The 22,550-nt window shown below is 51.2% G+C and carries 17 protein-coding genes and 1 tRNA gene; 11 read left to right on the forward strand and 7 right to left on the reverse strand.

Annotated features, from left to right (window positions below; all coding sequences use genetic code 11):
- The first annotated feature begins 8 nt into the window (after positions 1-8).
- The 9 genes from AB1611_20705 to AB1611_20745 all read left to right on the forward strand — a co-directional run bounded on the left by AB1611_20705 (position 9) and on the right by AB1611_20745 (position 12,561).
- The gene (locus tag AB1611_20705) at positions 9-5,306 is read left to right on the forward strand and encodes a tetratricopeptide repeat protein (protein ID MEW6382004.1); all 5,298 of its coding nucleotides are present in this window, start codon (positions 9-11) and stop codon (positions 5,304-5,306) included.
- Between the two features lie 97 nt (positions 5,307-5,403).
- Entirely contained in the window at positions 5,404-6,348 is a 945-nt protein-coding gene (locus AB1611_20710) for a tetratricopeptide repeat protein (protein MEW6382005.1), read from the forward strand.
- Positions 6,318-7,202, forward strand: coding sequence for a hypothetical protein (locus AB1611_20715; protein ID MEW6382006.1), 885 nt, complete (start codon positions 6,318-6,320; stop codon positions 7,200-7,202). The genes AB1611_20710 and AB1611_20715 overlap by 31 nt, the downstream gene beginning before the upstream one ends.
- Positions 7,203-7,215: 13 nt before the next feature.
- Positions 7,216-7,842 (forward strand): MotA/TolQ/ExbB proton channel family protein, encoded by a 627-nt coding sequence (locus AB1611_20720; protein ID MEW6382007.1) that lies wholly within the window; start codon positions 7,216-7,218, stop codon positions 7,840-7,842.
- 28 nt (positions 7,843-7,870) lie between these two features.
- A complete protein-coding gene (locus tag AB1611_20725) occupies positions 7,871-8,353 on the forward strand; it encodes a biopolymer transporter ExbD (GenBank protein ID MEW6382008.1) in 483 nt (160 codons plus the stop codon).
- Between the two features lie 51 nt (positions 8,354-8,404).
- Positions 8,405-8,926, forward strand: coding sequence for a biopolymer transporter ExbD (locus AB1611_20730; protein MEW6382009.1), 522 nt, complete (start codon positions 8,405-8,407; stop codon positions 8,924-8,926).
- 6 nt (positions 8,927-8,932) lie between these two features.
- Positions 8,933-10,681: a TonB family protein gene (locus AB1611_20735; GenBank protein MEW6382010.1), complete on the forward strand. Its 1,749-nt coding sequence runs from the start codon at positions 8,933-8,935 to the stop codon at positions 10,679-10,681.
- Positions 10,682-10,790: 109 nt separating this feature from the next.
- Entirely contained in the window at positions 10,791-11,957 is a 1,167-nt protein-coding gene (locus AB1611_20740; GenBank protein ID MEW6382011.1) for a CapA family protein, read from the forward strand.
- Positions 11,958-12,183: 226 nt separating this feature from the next.
- On the forward strand, positions 12,184-12,561 hold the full coding sequence (locus tag AB1611_20745; protein ID MEW6382012.1) for a hypothetical protein: 378 nt from the start codon (positions 12,184-12,186) through the stop codon (positions 12,559-12,561).
- A 9-nt stretch (positions 12,562-12,570) separates the two neighbouring features.
- Here the strand turns inward: AB1611_20745 and AB1611_20750 are convergent, their stop codons facing one another.
- On the reverse strand, positions 12,571-12,966 hold the full coding sequence (locus tag AB1611_20750; GenBank protein ID MEW6382013.1) for a DUF2267 domain-containing protein: 396 nt from the start codon (positions 12,964-12,966) through the stop codon (positions 12,571-12,573).
- Between the two features lie 46 nt (positions 12,967-13,012).
- Positions 13,013-13,083 (reverse strand) — tRNA-Gln (locus AB1611_20755).
- Between the two features lie 308 nt (positions 13,084-13,391).
- On the opposite strand from AB1611_20755, the gene AB1611_20760 reads away from it, so the two are divergent.
- Entirely contained in the window at positions 13,392-14,522 is a 1,131-nt protein-coding gene (locus tag AB1611_20760) for a hypothetical protein (GenBank protein MEW6382014.1), read from the forward strand.
- A 25-nt stretch (positions 14,523-14,547) separates the two neighbouring features.
- Here AB1611_20760 and AB1611_20765 read toward each other — a convergent pair whose 3' ends face one another.
- From AB1611_20765 to AB1611_20785, 5 genes are all read right to left on the reverse strand, one after another.
- Entirely contained in the window at positions 14,548-14,964 is a 417-nt protein-coding gene (locus tag AB1611_20765) for an FmdE family protein (GenBank protein MEW6382015.1), read from the reverse strand.
- Positions 14,965-15,067: 103 nt separating this feature from the next.
- Positions 15,068-16,525: a SpoVR family protein gene (locus AB1611_20770; protein ID MEW6382016.1), complete on the reverse strand. Its 1,458-nt coding sequence runs from the start codon at positions 16,523-16,525 to the stop codon at positions 15,068-15,070.
- On the reverse strand, positions 16,522-17,691 hold the full coding sequence (locus tag AB1611_20775; protein ID MEW6382017.1) for a DUF444 family protein: 1,170 nt from the start codon (positions 17,689-17,691) through the stop codon (positions 16,522-16,524). The genes AB1611_20770 and AB1611_20775 overlap by 4 nt, the downstream gene beginning before the upstream one ends.
- Positions 17,692-17,706: 15 nt before the next feature.
- A complete protein-coding gene (locus AB1611_20780; protein ID MEW6382018.1) occupies positions 17,707-19,647 on the reverse strand; it encodes a serine protein kinase in 1,941 nt (646 codons plus the stop codon).
- A 515-nt stretch (positions 19,648-20,162) separates the two neighbouring features.
- The gene (locus tag AB1611_20785; GenBank protein ID MEW6382019.1) at positions 20,163-20,846 is read right to left on the reverse strand and encodes an RluA family pseudouridine synthase; all 684 of its coding nucleotides are present in this window, start codon (positions 20,844-20,846) and stop codon (positions 20,163-20,165) included.
- 47 nt (positions 20,847-20,893) lie between these two features.
- Between AB1611_20785 and rsmG the strand changes: the two genes are divergently transcribed.
- Positions 20,894-22,528, forward strand: a complete 1,635-nt coding sequence (gene rsmG, locus AB1611_20790) for a 16S rRNA (guanine(527)-N(7))-methyltransferase RsmG (protein MEW6382020.1) — start codon at positions 20,894-20,896, stop codon at positions 22,526-22,528.
- Positions 22,529-22,550 lie beyond the last annotated feature (22 nt).

The following is a 22,550-nucleotide window of genomic DNA, read 5'->3' on the forward strand; positions in this document are numbered from 1 at the left end:
AGACATCGATGAGAAGTAGTGCTCCCGGCATCATTTACAGCAGGATAAGATTATTCCTTATCTTGCATTTTCTCCTCGCCCTCCCCTGCTCCCTGGTGTCGATCAGCCATCCTGATGCCGGGGAATGGCGTGTTCCCGAATTCAACCTGCAAGGAACAGCCCCCAATACCCCCGCCGTCCAGGTTGGAGAGCTGAAAAAATCCATTGATTCAACTGCCAATCAATTAGTCCGGAACATGACAGCATCCTCTTCCCTGCCTGCTGACCGCTGGATCACTCTTCTTCTGCGCAATTCGTCCTCTTCCGACTTTATTCTGACTGATATTGTCACCAAACTTGGCCGGAAATTGACTCACTATAACTTCTGTCTTGAAGATTCCGGCATTTTTCACCGGAATACCGTTAAAAAGTTTGCCATCTCGGATATCCCGAACGGGAGGAATGAGCTTTTCATCACTTTTTTGCTGCAGGAGCTGTCAGATAGCGGCAGCCAGGATGGAAAGATCACGGCGAAGAGAAAGGGGCCGGGGGGAACAGCTCCCCTGAAAGGCTGCTCTCTGCTTTCCGACTCCCGCTGCCTGCATAAAAAACCGCTCGTCGATACGAGAGTGGTCAAAAAATGCTCCTTCCGTTTTTCCTGGCCAGGAGAGCAGGCCCTCTCGAAAGTCATTATTTTCGATGACAGCAATGCTCCTCAGATTCAGGACATGCCGACGCAAAGCCTGGAGGTAGCCAGAGGGCTTTTTCTCAATCAGGATTACCTCGCCTGCCTGTGGAATCTGAGCAACTTTTTCAAAGAGTCTGCCAGCCTGCCGAAAAATCCTGCGGGCCGGACTTTGGATGATCGTGCAGGTCAAACCTCGACTGTCGATTTTCAAGCCCTCATGGCCGAGGCTTCCTTCCTCAGGGCAGAATGCTTTCTCCACCTTGAAATGTATGCTGAGGCAATTTCCGCCTATCAGGAAGTGCGGAAAAAGTTTCCCCGGAGCGATTATTACCACCTGTCTCTGCTCCACCTTGAAATGGCTCATTATCTGGCAGGCCACTACAGCCAGGCCGTCATTGATTTCGAGCAGTTTGACTCCCTGGCAGGAGACAGGATTCTTGATCCTGCCCGCTATATTGCCGCTAGATCCCTGTATCAGGAAAAAAAGTTTACTCAAGGGGCCAATCTTCTCCGCCGTATTTCTCCCGCTTCACCCTGCTTCCTGCCAGCACGGTATTTACAGGCGCTTTGCCATCTGGCGGTCCGGGAAAACGATGCTGTGGTGGAGGATCTGGAAGCCATCATTCATCTCCCCTCCCCTGCCGCCATTCCCGCATCCGGTATGGAGGAACTGCAGATCATTCTGGGATCTGAAAGTCTGAATGCCGGGCACCTGGTCCAATCAGCGCATCTTCTTCTTGGCAGGCTGTGGTACCAGGAGAAGGAATATGAGAAATCCCTGAAGGAGTTTGATGCAATTTCGGCCAAGAGCCCTCAGTACCTGTCGGCCCTTATCGGAAAAGGACTGATTTTTCTTCAACTGCGACAGGAAGAGAAGGTGAGGAAAATTCTCGATGAATTGACTCCCCAGGGTCTTGAAAGCAGATTCCTCTCGGATGCCCGCTTCAGTCTGGCTGACAACCGGCAAAAGACGGGCAGGTACCGGGAAGCTTATGCCCTGTATCAGGAGTCGATACACCAGTGCCGGGAAGGTCTTGCAGCCATCGGGAACCTTCAAAAGGATCAGCAGTATCTGGACAACCTGCTGCGCTTTGTCCTCGATGCCCGAAAGCCCCGATCATCTTCGCCGACTCCATCCCTGACGGCCATGGTTCCGCCGACTTCCTGGATCTATCAGGAAGTTGCCGACATACTCTCTTCACAAGGCAGCCTGTCCTGCTGGCATGATCTTGAGAGGATGGAGAAAGTCCTTCAATCCATGAGAAGTCTGCTCCTTGCGCCGGAACCCGGTTATCCGGAGAAGATCAAGGGCTTATCCCGGCTCATGGCCCGGCCCGAAGAGATAACCGAAGAGATGAAAGGGGCGCACGGGGAGGATCCCTCATCCCCGGCTGATCCCAATCAGCCGGAGCTTGAAAAAATCAGGCAGGCGGCTTTTCGGGAAATTGTCAATCGGGAAAACCGATTCGGGCTGGTCAGGGAGGCTGTCATCACCCGGTTGAAAAGCGATATTCAGGAAGCCCTGGGCATGATCAGCCATCGGCTCTCTGAAATTCATGACCGGGCATGCCTTGAAATCGAACATGCAGCCCTTCAGGAAAAATTATCAACCCCAGATGAAAAATCCCTGGCTGCCCTGAAAAAAGTCATGACTACCCATGAGTCTTTTATCAACCGGTATCCGCAAAGCCCGTATCTTGAAAAGATCCTTTTTCAACTGGCCGAGTACTCGTATCTCCATGCTTCTCTTGATTACCAGCGGATGCTCAGGGCTGTGGAAGGAAGCAAAAATCCGGCTGATTTTCTTCTGGAAACCAGACCGAACTTCGATCAGGCCATTAAGCTTTACGAGAGGATACTTTCTCAGTTTCCCCACGGTCGCTATACGGAAAAAACCCTGTATGCCCTGGCCTATACCTACCAGGAGCAGGGGGCGATCATTCTGGCCAGGAGTGTTTTCCAGCGCCTGATCCAGGATTTTCCCGATACCTCCCTGGCAACCGAAGTCCAGGTCCGTCTGGGAGAAATCTTCTTTGACGAGAACAAGTTCGCTCAGGCTGCCGAGTATTACGACCGTGCGGTAAAGTCGGGAAGACTCCCCGGACAGTATCGGAACAATGTTCTTTACAAGCTCGCCTGGTCCTTCTACAAACAGAGTCAGGACCACAAGGCCCTGGAATTATTCATCTTGCTGGCAGACGAATATGCACGGAGCAATAATAATCTTCTGCTGAAGGAAATGATCTACCAATTGGCTAAAATGGGCAGTGAGTATGATTCCCTGGAAAAAGTCACAAAGCTTTTATCGCCTGTCGAGGAGAAGAGCTACCACTTTCAGGTTGTGAAGACCATGGCCGACATTTTATTCAATGAGGAAAGATTCAGGGAGGCTATCGAGGCCTACCGCCGGGTAATAGACCGCTACCCCCTTAATGCCGAAGCTCCGGTCTTTCAGGCCAGAATCGAACAGTGCTGCCTCAAGCTGGCCGATCCCAAAGCAGCCAATGCAGCCAGGGAGCACCTGGTGCTCAACTACGGAGAAAACACTCCCTGGTGGGACAATAACCGGGATGAAGCCATCAGGAAACAGGTGTCGTTGCTCATCGATGAGTCCATCCGCAATTCCACCCTGTATCTGATGGAATCGACGGACGAAAAGGATTATCAGGAACTGATCAGATTCTACCGGCAGAATCTGAATCGCTTTCCCAGTGCGGAACAGGTTTATACGATCGGCTTTCTGCTGGCCGAATGCCTCTATAAAACCCGTCAGTATGAGCAGGCCATCGCCGAATACAGCCAGGTTGTTCAGAATAAGGCGTTCAGGAAATTTACCGAGGATGCAGCCTACAAGAAGATCATCTGTCTCGAAAAGCTGATAGAGCACAAAGCCCCTGCCGGGACTCAGCAGCAGGGACCTGCGCCGGAAGGCAAGGCAGCGGGAATAAAACCGGAGGACTGGAGCCCGGAAGAAAAGCAATTCCTGGCTGCCTGCGATCATCTGATGCAATCTTTCCCCAAAAATGTGCATCTGCCGGAAGTGCTCTACAAAAAGGGAGAATTATACCTGACCAAGGGTCAGCCGCAAAAGGCGATCGACACGTTCGACTACCTGATTCAGCATTTTCCTGAGAGCGATATTCGCCCGTCAGCCTTGAAAATGCTGGCCAAGGCCCGCTTCAACCAGGAGAAATTCGAACTGGCTGCCAGGGTATATTCCGAGATCGTGGCTGACTGTGACCAGAAATTGAAGGGCAGGGAAGATGCCGAGGTTGTATCGGCCCGCAGAAATGCCTATAAAATGATGGCCCTGTCGAGCTATAAAGAGGCCGAGCTTTTGACCAGGGAAGGAAAACCCATCGAGGCTGCACAAAAGTTCGAGGCCACGGCGGATGAGTTTCCCCGCGAGCAGATTGCTGACCTGGCCCTGTTCGAGGCAGCCAGGATTTACCAGGCTCAGGGTCAGCCCCAAAAAGCCCATCAGATTTTCGAACGGATCCTGGAACAATACCCCGGCTCGGAATATGCTCCGCAGGCACTCCTTTTGATCGCTCAGGAACAGGAGAAAAACCGGCAGCTTGCCGAAGCCGCCCGGAATTACGAAAGGCTGTACCGAGACTATCCCCGGTTTTCAGGGTCCGGCAAAGCCCTCTACAGGGCGGGAAGATTATTTGAAGAGGTTGAGGATTGGGCTAAAGTCATCACCATATTCAGCCTCTATCAATCCGATCTTCGCCCTGATCCGGCCCTGGCCCTTGAAGTCAACTTCCGCCGGGGATATGCTCTCATGAAAAGCGGCGGCAATACTCAGGCTGAAGCGGCCTTTCAGGTTGTTCTCGATACCTATGAGCGGTATAAGGCGCAGGATGATACGCTCAAACCGTACTACCCCGCCTGGGCCCGGTTCCTCATCGGTGAGATGTCCTTCGAGGCCTATGACAAGGTCAGATTGCAGGACAGCAGCGACCGGGGGATGAAACCAAAACTGGATATGCTGAAAAAAGTGCTCGAAAACTATACCAAAGCCACTGATTTTAAAATCGCCGAATGGGCTATTCAGGCTATTTTCAAAATGGGGCTGGCTATGGATAAATTCGCTGAGGAGCTTGGGGATTTTTCAGCAGGTCAATCATCGGAAGAGCTGCCAAAAGACGAAGCTTCTTACCTGCTCAATATTCAACTCCAGATGAAGATTATCGAATTCCTGGAAAAGGCCGGAATGTTTTACCGGCAAAATATCCAACTGTCAGAACACAATAATATACAAGATGATACCTGGATAGCCAAATCGAAAGAGAATTTTACTCGAGACTATTGGCTGGCAGGGCAGCGGTATGAAAAAATCTATTCGCTCATCAAAGATGCGCCGGTTCCTGACTCCCTCGATGAAGAGCAGGTCAAAAGTTACCGGCAGGCACTTCTGGAAAAGGCTCTGCCCTATCAAAGTCAGGCTGCCGAGATGTATGCTAAAAATACTCAGGCATCTGCCTTCCGGATCGAGTATAATTCCTGGATAGGGCAATCGTACCAGAGACTGGCTATTGTGAGACCTGAAAGATACCGGCGGGACGAAGAACGGCCGCTGGCCGAGAGTCGATCACGATTCAGCCTTCCTGAGCAGCTCCTGTTGAGAGAATGAGGGAGATTCCGTGACAAAGACAAAGGCAAAAACAAAGGCAAAGACAAGGAAACCACAGAGACACAGAGACACAGAGGGGAACAGGGTATTATTGTCTGTGTGCCTGTATGTCTTTGTGGCTGCCTGTATTCTTGTGAGCGGATGCGGGAAGGCTGCGCTGAAAATCCAGAGCCCGCTGGGAAAGGGCATCTACCAGGCCAATCTTCTCTATCAGGATGCCAACTATCAGGAATGCCGCCGGGTATTGGAAAGCCTGCTGCCTGCCTATCCCGACGATCCTCACCTGCATTACAATCTGGGACTGACCTATGCGCGACTGAATCTGTACAGCCAGGCCAGAGATGAATACCTGAAGGCTCTGAGGCAGAAGGGAGGGAACATTTCCCAGATTCATCAGGGGCTTGGAGACCTGTACCGGCAGCAGCGCCTCTACACCAAAGCCATTCTTGAATATCAGCGGGCGCTGACCCTGATGCCTGATTCGATAGAGGCCATGATCCACCTGGCCGGTACCTACGAAGAAACGGGCAAGATAGAACTGGCTGTTAAAGAATATAAAAGCGCTCTCCGGGTTAAAGCACTGCCTGAGATTTACCTGAATTTAGGCAATATTCACTATAAGTTACGGCAATATGAAGAGGCTATATCTGTATATCAGAAGGCCCTGCGCATGGACCCGAACCGGGTGGAGGTGTATAATAATTTAGGGCTGGCCTTGGAGAGGAAGGGAGATTCGCAGGAAGCAGCAGCATGGTATCAGAAAGCCATCAGGCTCGATAGCCGTTTCCTTCCGCCCTATATCAACCTTGGGGCATTTTACCGGTCAGCCGGAAAATACGATATGGCCAGGGAACAATACTTGCACGCTTTGAAACTTAAGCCCGATTGCCTTGATGCTGTGTTAAACCTGGGTATTTTATATGACCTCTACCTCGCTGATCCGCAGGAGGCCATAAAAAACTATCGGCAGTATTGTCAGGGGGGCGGCCCCAGGTCTTCGGAGGTAAAACGATGGATCGAAAATCTTCAGTCCGGGAAATAATTGCTCCGGGTGTGGCAGTGAGTCTTGTTATGATCATGCTCGCTTGCATCCTCCTCTGCCTGCAGGCCGATGCGGCGGCATCAGAAACACCTTCTGCCCCCTCTGCTGCCGAACTGCCTGATATCAGTTCCGAGAGGATCGACATGGAGGAGATGAAAATTCAGGGAACCATTGACAAGCCCAACATCATGTATGTTATTCCCCGTGCCAGGATCGAGATTGAAATGAAATTGAACGATGACTACTTTCTCCTCTCATCCGCCGACCCCAATATGGCGGCGATCAGGCATGATCTGGAATTTCAGCCTGTTGAGAAGAAAACAGCATCTCCTGCCGAGCCGATCCCCCCCTCCCCTCTCCCGGCATCCTTTTTTTTCATCCAAAGGCCAGAGATCAACGCCGGGAGCTGTGTTTCCTGCCACTATCCCGGAATGGACATTCCCAAAGGCAGCTCCACACCGCTCCTGCTTCAGGAGCTGAATCAGAGATGCCTCCAGTGCCATCCTGCCCGCTACTATCATATCTGCTGGAGAGAGGTTGAGAAGACGGCCTTTCAGTCTCCTGACCAGAGTGAAAACAGTTGCCAGAAATGCCACACCCCCTGGACCCAGCCACCGGGAACACGGACACAGGATGGAAAGACAAAGGGGAGCCGGATGAAATGGCAGTGGAGTCAGTGGACGCAGCCAAAGGAAGACTCCTGGCGGGGAACACGGACGTATTGGCAGTGGGCTCAACCCAGGGAATCCTGGCAGCCCAGGAAAAAGCAAGATACTACGAGTGAGGAATTATCGGAGAAAAAAAATGATATCGACACCTTCTGCATTACCTGTCACAAACACGACGAGAGATGATAAGGAGAGGTAAATGAGCATCTTACAACTTATCAAGCTGTTCTTCATCGAGGGCGGTTTTTTCATGTACGCTATCCTGGCAGCTTCGATTTTTGGCCTGGCGATTATCTTTGAACGATTCTACAAGGTTGGGTTCCGGTTTAGAATCAGCTCCGAGAGGTTTATGGCCAGAATATTTGCGCACCTTAAGGCTCAGGAAATCGAGCAGGCCATTCAACTGTGCAGCCAATCACAGGCCCCGCTTCCGATCATCATCAGGGCAGGGCTGGAAAAACATAATCAGAGTGAATCAGAGATACAGAATGCCATTGATGAAGCCACTCTGGAGCAGTTGCCCCGCGTTTCCCGAAGAACCGAATACCTCAACCTGATCGCCAATATTTCTACCCTGATGGGACTTTTGGGAACCATTCAGGGTCTTATTCAGGCCTTCCATGCCGTCAGTCACGTGGATGCGGCTCAAAAAGCCACCATGCTGGCAGGAGGAATCGCCATGGCTCTGAATACTACAGCCTTTGGTCTGATAGTCGCTATTCCCTGTATGGTCAGCTACTCCATCCTCAATTCCCTGTCAGACCGGATACTTGACGATATTGACCAATTCTCCCTGAAATTGATTAATTTCCTGAAGCAGCACTAGGTTACGGTAAACAAGAATAGGATCTGTCATGCCCCGGTTGATTGAAAAAAAGCGAAAAGTAAATAAAACCATAGAGCTTTACCTGACTCCGGTCATGAATATCTTTCTCAATATCATCCCCCTGCTCCTGGTGACGGCTGTTTTTATTCAGACTTCGGTAATCAATCTCTCCCTCCCCTCCCAAACTGCCGGTTCAGCTCCGGCCCAAAGTCAGGTAGCGGATGGGGCCAATGCCAGGAAACCGAAACAGCTCCTCATTTTGTCGATTGCTGCCAGGGGATTTTATCTTATTCTTGGTGACAAGCTCCTGAAGATTATCCCTAAAGGAGATAACTACGACTTCGATAAACTCGAAGCTATCCTTCGGAAAGTCAAGGAGGCGTTTCCTGAGCAGGAAAGCATTGTCATCGAATCGGAAGATGATATCATCTATGACCATCTTATTCATACTATGGACAGATGCCGGGCCTGCGGCCTGGTGGACATTGTCCTTTCGGCGAGTAAAAACTGAGTGAACAGTGGTCAGTGAACAGTGGTCAGTAATAAGGAGAAAACAGCTTACATGGCTAACGAGAAGAGCACAAGCAGAGCGATTGTCCGACGACGCCTGGCCAGGGCCAGACGAAAGCGGGATGCCTTTGTTCGCCTGACTTCCCTGATCGATGTCTTTACCATCCTGTTATGTTTCCTGATCAAGAGTTTTTCAGCCAGTCCGGAAGTTACTCTGATAGCTGAAAATCTCCAATTGCCGGTTTCAACCGCAACTCAATCTCCGGAAGTCGCAACTACTGTTTCCGCCACCCGCGAGGCTGTGCTCCTGAACGGTGAATTTGTCGATACCATCGAGAATTTCAGATCGCAAAAAGAAATGCTGAATTCCAGATTATACGAAAAATTAATTCAGGATAAAGAAAGGTTTCTCCTGATTGCCCGGGAAAATCCTGGTCAGCTCAAGTTTCGGGGGAAAATCATTATTCAGGCAGATAAAAAAATTCCGTATCAGGTTATCAAGAAGTTGATTTATACCAGTGGACAGGCAGAGTTTGGGAAAATTTCTCTTCATGTTCTTCAGAAAGAGACATAAATAATCATGGCGTTCCAATCGAAAAGGGTGACTGGTGCCCAGCAGCCCGATACGGCCCAGAAAGAAAAAAAGCTGGTTCTGCAGATTCATCTGCTCAGAGAGCCGGGTGATGGCGAAAAAGTGCTTCTCAATAAATCATCGGTCACTGCCGGTTCTCAACCAGCCAATGATCTGGTCATTCCCTGCCCGCTGAAGAGATTCACTTTTCTGAAAAAAAGGCGAAGTGGTGGCTATGAGCTTTTTATTCCCGGAGAAATGACCGGCATCATCGGTCATCCTGACCAGACAGATACGGTCTCTATCGACAGTCTCCGGAACCTCAATCTGCTGCCCCGGAAAAATCAGGGTCATACCCTTTTTCTGCCTGTGGGGAACAGGGCCGAGCTTTCCTATGGAGGCGTGCGCCTCGATCTGGGATACGTACCGGAGCCGCCCCCTCCACCCCGCAGCAGGGAGGAACAGGCGTCGGAGGACGTTCTGGAACATGGTTTTCTCGAAGGCGACCAGAAGGGTTTCTGGACCATGTTTCTTCTTTCCCTCTGCCTTCATGTATTATTCATCCTGTACGTGTACATGGCTCCTCTGCCTCCTCCCTCTCAGGAGCAAACTACGGCAGCGGAAATTCCGGAGCGGCTCGTCAGGCTGATACTCAAGGAGGAAGAGAAGCAGAAGGATATTCAGGCCAGCAGGCTCCTGAAAGAGGAAAAAAAGGCCGCTCCGCTCACCCAGCCCCCGGTGCAAAAGACCAGTCCGCCGGTCAAAGAAGCCAAACCCGCTCAGCAGCCAGCCCAAAAGGCTCAAATCAAGCCCAGGCAGGCTGAATCCTCTTCCGGCAAAGACAAGCCTCGACAAAAAACAGCCCAATCTGTATCCTCCTCCGGAGCCTCCGGAGAACCAAAACCCTCTCTGGTTGCCTCAACAGATGGAACCACAGCAGCCAAAGATGGAGGATCAGATGTGCTCAGGCAGGGCGAAGGGCAAACTTCCGTCTCTTCACCGGAAAAGAAAGTTGACCTCAACTCGATCGGCATTCTGGGCATGATTTCATCCCGTCAATCATCCCGCTCTCCATCCTCCCCAGGCATTGATTCCCAGCTTAACCTTCTGGCTAAAAATGCGATCAATAGTGGAAAAACCCTGGTCAGGCAAATCGAAAAATCCTCTCCGCCATTGCAGGCCTTTACCGGCGAGGGATTGAATGATGAGCTGCCCCTCGGAGACGGGGAAGGCGGTGAGGAACCTGGAAATGCCCATGATGCCGGAAAGGGAACCGAAGGGAAAAAGGCCAAAGAGGCAGAAAAATCCAGATCAAAAACTTCATCATCAGCATCATCAGCCAAAAAGGTAGATGATCTGGTGGCCATGCACCAGCAGACCGACACCGTAGAGCTTCCGGTCAAGGGTGATCTTGCCCTCCAGAAGATCGTCGATGTTAAAACTTCAGGACCGAAAAGCCAGTTTCGTACCCCGCAGGCCATTCTCGAAGTGGTGTCATCTTATAAATCCAGCATTATCCATTGTTACAACAAGGCACTCAAGGTATATCCCAGGCTGGAAGGCAGGCTGGTGGTCGAATTTACGATCACTGCACAGGGGGAGGTTGTTGACGTAAAAGTTGTCTCCTCTACCCTGCCCAGGTTCGACTCCGGCCTGGATGCATGCGTGACCAATATGATCCAAAGCTGGCGTTTTGCTTCGATTCCAGTGGGTATAACTACCGTGGTCTATCCCTTCGTGTTTTTCCCTGCCATGTAAAGGCAGTGCTGATACTTCATCCAGCCGATATTATACTGATAATATACTGAACCGGAAATTTGCCCCGGCTATCTGCCGCAGACAAAATTAACGAAAGATACTCCCGAAGATGAAAAACGCTGGATCCCAAGATACAGAAAAGCCATCGGGAATGGCCCATCTCATTACCCTGTTCTTCTGTGGTGATGTCATGACCGGCAGAGGCATTGATCAGGTGATGCCCTGCCCCAGTGACCCTATCCTCTATGAGCCATACATGACAGATGCCAGAGGATATGTGGAAATTGCCGAGGAGGCAAACGGCCCGATCCCCAAGCCTGTCAGCTTCTCCTATATCTGGGGGGATGCTCTCACTGAATGGGAACGGATGAAGCCGGACCTCAAGATAATCAATCTTGAGACCAGTATAACCGAAAGCGGCGATTACTGGGAGAGCAAGGATATTCACTATCGGATGAATCCGGCAAACATTCCCTGTCTGACAGCAGCCGGGATAGACTGCTGTGCTCTGGCCAATAATCACATTCTCGACTGGGGATATGCAGGTCTGGCTGAGACAGTGAGGACACTGAAAAGGGCCAGGGTGCACGGCACCGGAGCTGGCCGGAACCTGAAAGAGGCACAGAATCCGGCAGTGATGAAGGTCAGGGGCAAGGGAAGAGTAACGGTGTTCTCCTTCGGATCGCCAACCAGCGGAATACCGCTTGCCTGGGCTGCTTCTGAAGACAAGGCTGGTGTGAACCTGCTGAAAGACTTCTCCGGGGACACAGTCAGAGATATTCAGGAACAAATCCGGGAACTGAAGCAGCCGGGAGATATCGTTGTCGCCTCGATTCATTGGGGAGGAAACTGGGGTTATGAAGTTTCTCGTGAAGAGAGGGAATTTGCCCGCAAACTGGTCGATGAAGCGGGCGTTGACATGATTCACGGCCATTCCTCCCACCATGTGAAGGGAATAGAGGTCTATCGGGATAAACTGATAACCTACGGCTGCGGCAATTTTCTGGACGATTATGAAGGCATCGGCGGCCATGAGGCTTTTCGTGATGATCTTGGCCTGATGTTTTTCGCAAAGCTTGATCCTCTGACCGGAAAACTTGCTTCCCTGCACATGACTCCGACGCAGATTAAAAATTTCAGAGTGAACCGGGCATCCGGAGCCGATGCACGCTGGTTAAGCGAGGTCCTGAACCGAGAAGGGAAAAAATTCGGGACAGCGGTGGAATTGAGCAGGGACAAGACTCTGATCCTCAGATGGCAGAAGACTGGAGTATAATATATCCCCTCCCCCTCCCCTGCCGAATACTTGAAAATGTGAGAAGTTTGAGCTATTATCCTCCCTGATGCATACACCATCAAATCTTGCCGAAGATACGGGAGCATTACCAGATTGTTACGGCGGGGGAGTAAAAACGGTCGTTGGGGTCAGCCCTTGAAATTTGACAAATAAAGGATGTCAAATTTCAAGGGCTGACCCCCAGAACGACACTTACAGAAGCCAAGTGTGGATTGTCGAGCCCTTTGCTTTTACGAAAATCTCAACTCTCGGAGTCGAAGAGCAGCGAGTGCTGGTTATTGCGGATATCACCTCCCCCCGCCAGAGATGGGAGCGATTGGGTGATGGCTATCGGCTCGAGGCGCACTTCGTTCTCTGGGAACAGGATAATGTCCTGCAAATTCCTGCCGGTGCCGCGTTTCGGTACGGAGAAAACTGGGCAGTATTCGTGGTGAAAGATGCCAGGGCCTGCCGCCGATTGGTTGTCATCGGCCATCGCAGTGGATTAACTGCCGAGGCACTCTCAGGACTTACTGAGGGGGAAGTTGTCATTACTCACCCAAATGAATCGATTGAGGATGGCAGCCGCATTTACCCACGATGATTCAAGGTTTCATGGAGAAAGCGGTCCTTTTGGTTTTTTCCCGAAAAGCTCGCTGTACTCATCGGGAAGACCGGATAAAATATCCTCCAGCTCACCCGGCGAGACTGCTTCCTGAAGTACCTTCATCACTGCCTGTGCCTGTTCGATTGCCCGGTGAAGCCGCACATCTGCCCGTGCGCTGACCCGGCTGTAGAAATCTTCCAGCAGGAATCGCTCGGTGTTCCTCCCTTTAATGAAATACTCCTTCAATTCCTTCGGAAGCTGCGCAGCCAGCTCGTCTCGTTCCGTTCTGGAAAGCCGCTCACTCAAGGTATCAAGGGTGGCTTCGGTGGCCAGTATCGCTTCATCAAGGGATTCAAAGCCGGCGAGCTTCCTGACCCGCTCAACAAATTCATGATAGCGCATCGCTTTATCCTCTTTTGGTTACTCTCATTCTGTTGGCATGCTTATACTGTGGGGCCTGGATTCGAACCAGGATAGGCAGAGCCAAAGTCTGCTGGCCTACCATTAGCCGACCCCACATTGTGCTGAAAACCGTCCTCATGCCTGGAGGCTTCAGATTCAGGTTCTTATCGGTAATATCCTGATTTTGATTTTAATGAGAAAATCCATTTGCAGGGTTCCTCCAGAATCATCCCGAAACAGATTATTAGACATCTGAAATTTTATATAGTATAATATGATACATATAAGTGAGTATCTACTGATTTGACGATGCCAGGATTCGGAGGTCACCTATACTCCCTCGCCCGTGAGGGCGTCTCTTCTCCCTCACCCCTTTGGGGTTCAGGGGCTTTTATGGTTAGTAGCATGAAATTGGAGGTAAAATTATGAAACAGCACTTCAGGCTGAGAAAATTTTGGGGTTTCGTATCAAGTTGGGTATGCTTTGTTCTCATCACCGGGACCGCAGGCTTCCAGGCGCAGGCCCTGGCTCAGGGAATCATCATTGATCATACCTGTACGGACATAAGCCGGATTCCGGAACACTGGATCCAGAAGGCCAAGGCCAGCCTGCGGATCAGCTACGGGCATACTTCTCACGGCAGCCAGATCGTAAGCGGAATGGGAGTTATCAAAGGCGAACCTGGCTCGTTATACTGGTTTGACCGCAGCGGGACTCAAGGCGGTCTCTCTCTTCATGACTGCGAGCCAAGTGGTGATCTCGGGAACCCTGACCGTACGAGCTGGGCCAAAAGAACCCGCGATCTTCTCGACAAACCAGGCAATGACCGGAATCTCATCATCTGGTCCTGGTGCGGCCAGGTGTCCACTGCCTCGGAGCAGGACATTACAACCTATCTCGATCTGATGAGCCAGCTTGAGCAGGATTATCCCGATGTAACCTTCGTCTATATGACCGGACATCTGGACGGCGGAGGCAGGAACGGAAACCTGAACAAGCGCAATGAACAGATTCGGGAGTTTTGCCGGGCAAAAAATAAGATCCTGTTCGATTTCGCCGATATTGAAAGCTATGACCCCGACGGCAATTACTTCCTGGATAAAGCGGCTCATGACAATTGCGACTACCAGGATGGATCGGTGAGGAAGAATTGGGCCAGGGAGTGGTGTGCTGCCAATCCGGGTAAATGTTCCTCATGCACCTGCGCTCATTCGCAATCCCTGAACTGCGACCTCAAAGGACGGGCTTTCTGGTGGATGCTGGCCAGGCTTGCCGGATGGAATCCTGAGGCCGTCGAATGTAACGGTGACCTTAATCAGGATGGAGGGATTACACCGCAGGATGCCCTGATCGTTTTTCGGTGTTATTTTAATCTTGGCCCATGCTCTGTGTGCACCGATGTGAACCAGGACAGCGTAATTACCCCGGCTGATGCACTTTGCCTGTTCAAGAGGTTTTTAGGGCTGCCTTCCTGCTTCGACGGGGTGAGTTGGCAAAAAGCAGTCTACCCCCCTGGGTTTTGGGGGGACCTTTCCGGAGGGATTTGCCGGGGATAAAAGGCCAGCAGGGAGGAGATGGCCCTTACTCCCCAAACAACTCCCTTTCGGAAAGGGATTGCAGATAAGCTACACCTGCTCGCTTGAATTCTTCAAGAGGAAGAGACTGATTGAGCTCATTGATCCGGCAGCGAACCGCAGGAGATATCGTGATCCGACACCGCTGCTGCCGCACCGGGCAGTTGGCGGTCAGGGCGCACTGGCCGGTACTTTCAACCCGCACGGGAATATCTTCTCCCAGTACGGTACGGACTCCATCACGGATGCACTGCGATTTTCCTTCCAGAATGATTTCGTAAGCCGGAGAGCTGATATCCTGCATCCGCTCTTTCATGCGCAGGGCCAGCGAGACACCGTAAAATAAACTCGGACATATGTGGCCATGCACTTTCCCGGCCTGCTCAAGCTGCACCTGCAGATGAGCATTCTCCCTCATAATCATTCTTTTCTCCAGTCTCTTCCAAAGATTAACCAGAGTTTTTTCTCTGTGCACCTCTGTGTCTCTGGGCTTCTCTGGGGTGTCCTTTGTATTTGCCTTTGTCTTTTCAGTCGTTCCAGCGGGAGGAGCTTGGCTGTCTCACTTCCTTGATCTCGAACTGATCGCCGTAGTCGTAATGAAGCTGATAATTCCGGCCCTTTAAAACCGTCTCCATCACTACCGGACGGCTCCAGAGCCGGTACAGGTAGCGCATGGTATGCTGGGCATATCCCAGATCAAGCTCACGGCCATCATATTGGTGGCGCAGGAGAAGCTTCTGCTGGTGCTCGTAATTGGCATCGATGATATGGATGACCGGTACCCGGTTCATGCCCACATTCAGGATCAGGGTATCCCGGACTTTTTTCCAGTTCTCCTCATCGGAGACTTTGGTAATGACCCGGTCATTGCCCTGCTGCTCGTGCTGGAAAAGGTCAAGCTCCTGCATCAGCTCTCTGGTCAGATACTGGCGCAGGAAGGACTGATCCCGGTCCGATTCCCTGATCTGGAAGAGTTTTTTCAGCCCTTCGCCTCCGGGAAGACCCAATTCCTCCCTGTCTTCGCGTTCCGGGTTTTCCCATCGCTGGAAGATATTTTCAAACATCTTGAAACCAAGGTGATAGGGATTCAGGCCGCCCACATGGGGACAGATCACCTGGTTGTGCCGCTTCATGAATTCAAAATGCAGTCCCTGGGGAAGGTCTAGGCGGTTCAGGATCTGGTAGTGCCAGTAGCTGGCCCAGCCTTCATTCATGATTTTGGTTTCAATCTGCGGCAGAAAGTACTGGTTTTCTTCGGCTACAATGGTCAGCAGGTCTTTTTGCCAGTCTTCGAGCAGAGAATTGTAGTCCCGGATAAAGGATATCAGATCCTCCTCGGGCTCGAAGGGGATTTTATGAATATCAGGAGCCACATAGGCGGGCCTTCCTTTCAGGTAGTCAAAATCCTCATACTGCTTTTGAGCCCGTTCGAGGGCCTGATTGCGCTGCTCCTTCAATGAGAGTCTCCGGACCCGCAGGTTGCGCCGGCTCTGATATCTCAGGGCATGGGCCGCATCGATAATTTCCTCCACCGCCCGCTCACCGATGCTGGGATCTTCGATGTACTCGCGGATGCGGTCCGCATGGGACTTGAACATCTCGATCACATAGCCTGAGGGGGTATTGGCGAAGGTGATGTTGTTCTTAAAGAAGTCATTATGTCCGTAAACATGGGCAATGGTCAAAATCTGAAGCAGCAGGGTGTTGTCTTTCATCAGATACGCCAGGCAGGGATTGGAATTAATGACCATTTCATACGGCAGGCCGCTGACTCCCAGTTTGTACATTGTTTTCTGGCGCTCGAAGGCCTTGCCGAAAGACCAGTGCGGGTAATGAGAAGGCATGCCGGTATAGGCCATGTAGCCGAGCATATCGTTATGGTCGCAGATTTCAAATTCCTGCGGATAGCAGTCCAGCCCGACCTCATGCACTATTTTGAGGATTTTTTCATCCCATTCTTTTAAATCCTTGATTTGATAATTCATCCTTCATTCCTCACCTTGGCCCGGTCCCTGCTCAGGAATTTTTTCAGGGCAGGCCAGACATCTTCTTTGCTGCGGATACCAAGAATGACAAAATTTTCAGTTGCCAGGGGCTCGAAGATTTTCATCATCGATCCCCAGGAGAAGGTGTCAAAGGGTTTGATTTCGCCATAGCCAAACAGGTTGCAGATCTGCTTGAGCTCCTGGGCATATCTGAGCGCTTCCTGATTGTCCTCGGTAAAGTTATCCCCGTCCGAGCAATGAAAAGCGTAGATATTCCACAGCGACGGATGATATCGCTCCTTGATGATCTCGAGGGCCTTTTTATAGCCTGACGAGATCATGGTTCCACCCGATTCGCCCCGGTGGAAGAACTCATTTTCAGTCACTTCCTTGGCCTCGGTATGGTGAGCGATGAATACAACTTCGACGTTCTGGTACCTGCGGCGTACAAACTGGTACAGGAGGAAATAGAAACTCCTGGCCAGATATTTTTTGGTGATATCCATGGATCCCGAGGTATCCATGACACAGAAGACCACGGCATTCGAATGCTCCTTGATATCGACCACGATCCGGTTATAGCGCAGGTCATTCTCGTGGAAGGGAAAACGGTCCTCCTCCTCCACATGACTGGCGATCTTGCGGCGGATGTGCTCCTTCATGGTCCATCGGCGGTTCAGCCGGGGCCGGATGCCAAGGTGCTTGACCCCTTTGGGCTTCATGAGCCGCTCGGACTCAATGATATGGAAGCGCTTTCGCTCCATGTCCGGCAACTCGAGATCTTCGAACAGATAATTGATGGCCTCCTCCAGGGTGATTTCGGTTTCGTAGATGTCATCACCCGGCCGGTTTCCCGGTCCGGCCGGTCCGGTCCCCTCATTCTGGGGATTCCCTTTCTGCACCACGTCTCCCGGCTTGGCCTGGCCGTTTCCGGTGCCTACGTCAGGATTGTTATGGCCGAAAATAAACTGGTACTCCTTGATCCCCCGGATAGGGATCTTGATCCGCTTGTCGCCGCTCTGGCCGATAATCGACTCCTCGGAAATGATATTCTGGATATTCTGCTTGATCGCCTCTTTCACCTTTTCCTTGTGGCGTTTGCGATCTCTGGCGCTGCGGTCACTTCCGCGGGCGGCACCGCGCTGAAAGGTTCGAAATATGGTCATGGGAAAATCACTCCCTTAATCTTTCCAAAGGTTATTGGCAGCATAGCGCAAAACCACCTCACAGCAGTGGGGGCAGTAATTATTGAATTCAATCATGGTCTTGACCATAATCTCGTATTTTTCGTTCTGCTCCCTGTCCCGGGTTTTGGCTTTGGTGACAATGCGCGAAAGATCCCGGACCGAGGTCATCAGTTTTTTCTCGATGGCATCGCGAAGCGGTGCATAAGACTTGTAATTCACTTTTTCACCACGCCTGAGCAGGGCGAACATATAACTGGTGACATCCTGCCGGAAGCCTTCAGCCGCAGAGACGGTAATGCCGATCTGCTCCTCGATGGAGCGAAGAAGCTTCTGATCAGGCTCAAGCTCTTCCTTGGTATTGGGGTCCTTGACTTTGGTCCGGTTCACGTAGGCTTCGGCATGGTCCAGGTAATTCTGGAACAGGGTTTCCGCCTGCTCGGCATAGGAATGGACGAAAGCCTTGGTGACTTCCTTTTCCAGGATATCCAGATACTCCTTGTGCAGGGTGTCCTGCAAAAAGCCAAGATAGCGCTTTCGCACATCATCGGCCAGGCTCATCTCCTTCACCTGGGCGATCATGGCCTCGCGGATGGAAATGGGGTTGATGCAGTTATGCTCGGCCTCCGAGATGGCATTATCGATGCTCTTCATGACAAAGCGGGTGGAGATGCCGGACATTCCTTCATTGACTGCCTCTTCCCGCAGCTCTTCGGCATCGATCTTCTGGTGATAGCCCTTTTCGACGATTTCCTGGCCATTATAGAGCTTCAGCTTGGTCATCAGGTCGCACTTGTTGGTGGGCTGAAGCCTGGTCAGAATGGCGAACATCGAGGCGATCTCGATGGTATGGGGAGCGATATGCGCCGTAAATTTGCTCCGGTTAATAATCTTTTTGTATATTTTGACTTCCTCGTCCAGCTCCATCACATAGGGAACTTCCACCTTGACGATACGGTCAAGAATGGCTTCGTTGGTGTGGTCCGCTTTGAATTTCTCCCACTCGGCTTCATTGGAATGGGCCAGAATCACGCCGTCGAAGTAAATCATCGAGTGCTTGCCGGGCGCAGGAATCATTTTTTCCTGGGTGGCCGTGATCATGGTATGCAGATACTCAGTTTCATTTTTGAACACCTCGATGAATTCCACAATTCCCCGGTTTCCGGCGTTAAAAGCACCGTTCAGGGAGAGAACTCGCGGGTCATCTTCTGAGTACAGGTCAAGTTTGGAAATATCCTCACTGCCGATCAGGATTGAGGTGTCCTGGTTGTTGGGATCAACCGGCGGAACAACGCCGATTCCCCGGCGCGAGCGAATGGAAAAATCCACGGTTTCCACGGGGAATTTCTCGTATTCCTTATTAAATTCGTTTTTCAGACGGAACCGGCAGATAGGACAGAGGTCTCCTTCAATGGGAATGCCAAGGAGCTTTGAAAAATCTTCCCGCAGATGGTGCGGGAGGAGATGGAGGGGCTCCTCATGCATCGGACACCCCTTCAGGCAGTAGATGGGGTCCGTCTCCTCAAGACCGGCTTTCAGCTTCTCCATCAGGCTCGATTTTCCGGCTCCCACCGGGCCTACCAGATACAGTACCTGCCTGCTTTCCTCACCACCCATGGAGGCAGAGTGAAAGTAGCGGACAATCTGATTGATCACCTTATCCATGCCGAAAAATTCATTCTCGAAAAAGGCATACTTGCGCACGGTCTCGTGCCGTCGAAGCCTGCGCAGCCTCGGATTATCTTCCGGATGCTCTACCCGGACTCCCGGTTCGGTAATTACCTTGTAAAGACGGCCATGAGCCAGTTGAGCAATGGCAGGATTTTCTTTCAGTATTTCCAGGTAATCAAGAAATGTTCCTTCGAAATGCTTTCGATTGCGCTCTTCTCGATCCTTTCGGATCAGCGTTTTAAAATCGACATTATTCGACACAGACATGTTTTTCCTCCCTGCGACCTCTCCTTAATAAGTAAGGATACAGTCAAAAAATCTTATAAATACTTAACCTGGTGGTAAAAATCGATCCCCGTGGCAATATTGTGGCAATATGAGGATCTTAAGCAAGCAAAGGTACAATACAAGTAAATGCATAAAACTTGCCAATACAATTCCACCAAGAATATATTTACTTACTCCTATATCAGAGATCAATATGGCAACTAACTTAATAGACGGACTCTTATCCTATTATGTTATTGGATGAAAAAAACAAAATCAAGGACGAGATAGAAAGCAGGATTGTTTAATTTTAGAACATGGGTGGTCAGATAAGTGGCAGGGGGAGGAGGGAAGGCTCATAAGTACAGGAGAAGGTTCACAATGTCGGTTTTTTGGTTAATGCGTTGAATTTGCTGTTATTAATAGCAGCCCTTTCCTCCTCGTCCCTGAAGGGGAGAGGGCTCTTTTGGTAAGTAGCCTGCTGTTCATGACATTGCCCTCCTGATGGACGACAATTAAAATTCCCAATCTGGCCCTGGGCATTCGACAGTTATAATATCGTTCCTGGTTGGGTGTTTGAAGGTCAGAGATTTAGCCAAAAGCCGGATAGTGTTATCGGGAAGGGGTGACGGAGCGCCATATTTGACATCGCCGACAACAGGGTGTCCTGCGGCAGCCAGTTGAGCACGGATCTGGTGTTTTCGTCCGGTGTGGAGGGTGATCTCAAGGAGGGATTTCCCCTTGTGCTCCTTCAGGGTCCTATAGAACAATACCGCATTTCGGGCTCCTGGATCTGACTCTTCGGCCAGTCTGGCCCCTTTGTCTTCCCTCTTGAGAAAAGAGAGCAAAGAACCTTCTGCCGGACTCATCTCCCCATACACTTGTGCCCAGTATATTTTAGTAATACTCCGGGAGCGAAACTGCTCCGACAGCCGGGAGGCGCCTTTGGATGTTTTGGCCATGACGACCACTCCGGACACCGGGCGGTCAAGGCGGTGGATCAGGCCAAGAAAGACGTTCCCTGGCTTTTTGTACCTATCTTTGATATACTGTCTGATCATATCCATCAGGGAGATGTCTCCGGAAATATCCCCCTGGACCAGAACACCGCCAGGTTTATACACGGCAATGATATGATTGTCTTCATAGAGAATGTTCAGATTCTCCTGCCCCGGCAGGGAAAAGGATTTTGTGACCATACGATGGGTCCTCAATCAGCGAAAAATACAACAAAAAACAGATCAATATGGCAAAGAACAGAGCGAAACGGACAACAAAAGGAACAGAAAGGCATAAAGCCGGCCTTCGGCCTGACAGCGGGAAGCTTCAGCACCGCGAGAAACTTTCTGGCCGGGAAAAACTTCCTGCCCGGGAGAAACTTACCCCTGGGCTGCCCTCACTCAAAGAGTGGTTCCAGAGGAGTAATCTATCACTTACCGACAGGCAATACAAGCAGCTTTGGCAGTATCATAACCTGCTGCGGAAAAAAAACAAAGAGTATGACCTGACCCGCATCGTTCAGTTCGATACCATGGTTCTAAAGCATTATATCGACAGCATCCTGGTTGCCAGGCTTCTGGACTGGAACCTCCCCTCCCCCCTTCTTGATCTTGGTACCGGTGCAGGACTGCCAGCCATTCCGCTGAAAATTGCCTGCCCTGAGACCGAATTCATCCTTTCCGAGGGGCGGCATAAAAGGATTCAGTTCCTGCATGAAGTGGTGGAAGCCCTGGATTTGCAGAAAATCGAAATTTACGGCCATAAAACTTCTGCCTCTTTCAGCCGTCCAATCAGGGGAGTCATTACCCGGGCTGTTGAGCCTATGGCCGAAACTCTGGCCAAGGTAAAAAAAAGCCTGCAACCGGGAGGATGGGCGATCTTCATGAAAGGTCCCCAGTGCGACGGGGAAATTGCAGAAGCAACTGAGAGCATGGGACGCTTTTACCGGCTCGACCGGGATGTTGCCTACACCATTCCCCATACTCCCCATCAGCGACGGCTGGTTATCTTCGAGCGGCTCTCTGACCCGATGGAAGCTGAACCGGGGAAACATCGGATACCGCTCATAGAAAGCCCGGCCAATGAAACCTTCAAGCAAATAAAAGCCCTTTTGACCTCACGGGGGATAAAAAAAGAAGGTCATGCTCTGGTGTTCGGTCAAAAAATCATCGCTGAGATCATGCGGGATTTCCCCGGCCTGTGCACCGGCCTGATTCTCTCACCATCAGAGGAAAAAGCCGGTGAGCAGGGTTTACCGGAAGACATCCTCAGGGAACTTCACCTCGATCCTGGGCAGGTGTCCCTCTACCGCTTAAGCCGTCCCCTCTACCGCGAGCTGGATATCTTCGGAACCGGGGCCGATATTCTGGTAGTGCGAACACCTTCTCTCCAAACCTGGCAGGCAGATGAAACCACGCCGGGATGCACCCTGATGATTCCCTTTCAGGACCCTGAAAATACCGGCGCGGTTATTCGAAGTGCAGCCGCTTTCGGGGTCAGGGAGATCATCCTGCTTCAGGAAGCAGCCAATCCCTATCACCCCAAAAGCATCAGGGCCGGTGGAAGTGCTGTCTTTCGAGTGAGTTATCGCAAGGGCCCATCCATTCAGGAGATTCAGCCGCTTATCCAGGCAGCGCGCAGAAAGGAAGTCCATCTGATTACCCTGTCTATGGAGGGAGCTGATATCAGCCGGTTTGAATTTCCGGACAGCTTCATCCTGCTGCCCGGCCTCGAAGGCCCCGGCCTGCCCCAAGACCTCAGGTCCCAGGCCCTGGCCACCCCTCTGGCCATCCCCATGGAGCCCGGCCTTGAGTCGCTGAATGCAGCTACGTCTGCGGCCATCGCCCTGTATGAATGGAGGAGGAAAAGGAGGAAAGAATAATAGAAAAGGTTTATTGATACGG

Source organism: bacterium (assembly GCA_040755755.1).
Lineage (GTDB): Bacteria > SZUA-182 > SZUA-182 > DTGQ01 > DTGQ01 > DTGQ01.

Coding starts and splice junctions, on each gene's coding strand:
- AB1611_20770 (MEW6382016.1), bottom strand. CDS start 16,525: ATGAATTATCAAATCAAGGATTTAAAAGAATGGGATGAAAAAATCCTC.
- AB1611_20775 (MEW6382017.1), bottom strand. CDS start 17,691: ATGACCATATTTCGAACCTTTCAGCGCGGTGCCGCCCGCGGAAGTGAC.
- AB1611_20785 (MEW6382019.1), bottom strand. CDS start 20,846: ATGGTCACAAAATCCTTTTCCCTGCCGGGGCAGGAGAATCTGAACATT.
- AB1611_20780 (MEW6382018.1), bottom strand. CDS start 19,647: ATGTCTGTGTCGAATAATGTCGATTTTAAAACGCTGATCCGAAAGGAT.
- rsmG (MEW6382020.1), top strand. CDS start 20,894: ATGGCAAAGAACAGAGCGAAACGGACAACAAAAGGAACAGAAAGGCAT.
- AB1611_20725 (MEW6382008.1), top strand. CDS start 7,871: ATGCCCCGGTTGATTGAAAAAAAGCGAAAAGTAAATAAAACCATAGAG.
- AB1611_20735 (MEW6382010.1), top strand. CDS start 8,933: ATGGCGTTCCAATCGAAAAGGGTGACTGGTGCCCAGCAGCCCGATACG.
- AB1611_20760 (MEW6382014.1), top strand. CDS start 13,392: ATGAAACAGCACTTCAGGCTGAGAAAATTTTGGGGTTTCGTATCAAGT.
- AB1611_20715 (MEW6382006.1), top strand. CDS start 6,318: ATGGATCGAAAATCTTCAGTCCGGGAAATAATTGCTCCGGGTGTGGCA.
- AB1611_20705 (MEW6382004.1), top strand. CDS start 9: ATGAGAAGTAGTGCTCCCGGCATCATTTACAGCAGGATAAGATTATTC.
- AB1611_20765 (MEW6382015.1), bottom strand. CDS start 14,964: ATGATTATGAGGGAGAATGCTCATCTGCAGGTGCAGCTTGAGCAGGCC.
- AB1611_20750 (MEW6382013.1), bottom strand. CDS start 12,966: ATGCGCTATCATGAATTTGTTGAGCGGGTCAGGAAGCTCGCCGGCTTT.
- AB1611_20720 (MEW6382007.1), top strand. CDS start 7,216: ATGAGCATCTTACAACTTATCAAGCTGTTCTTCATCGAGGGCGGTTTT.
- AB1611_20730 (MEW6382009.1), top strand. CDS start 8,405: ATGGCTAACGAGAAGAGCACAAGCAGAGCGATTGTCCGACGACGCCTG.
- AB1611_20740 (MEW6382011.1), top strand. CDS start 10,791: ATGAAAAACGCTGGATCCCAAGATACAGAAAAGCCATCGGGAATGGCC.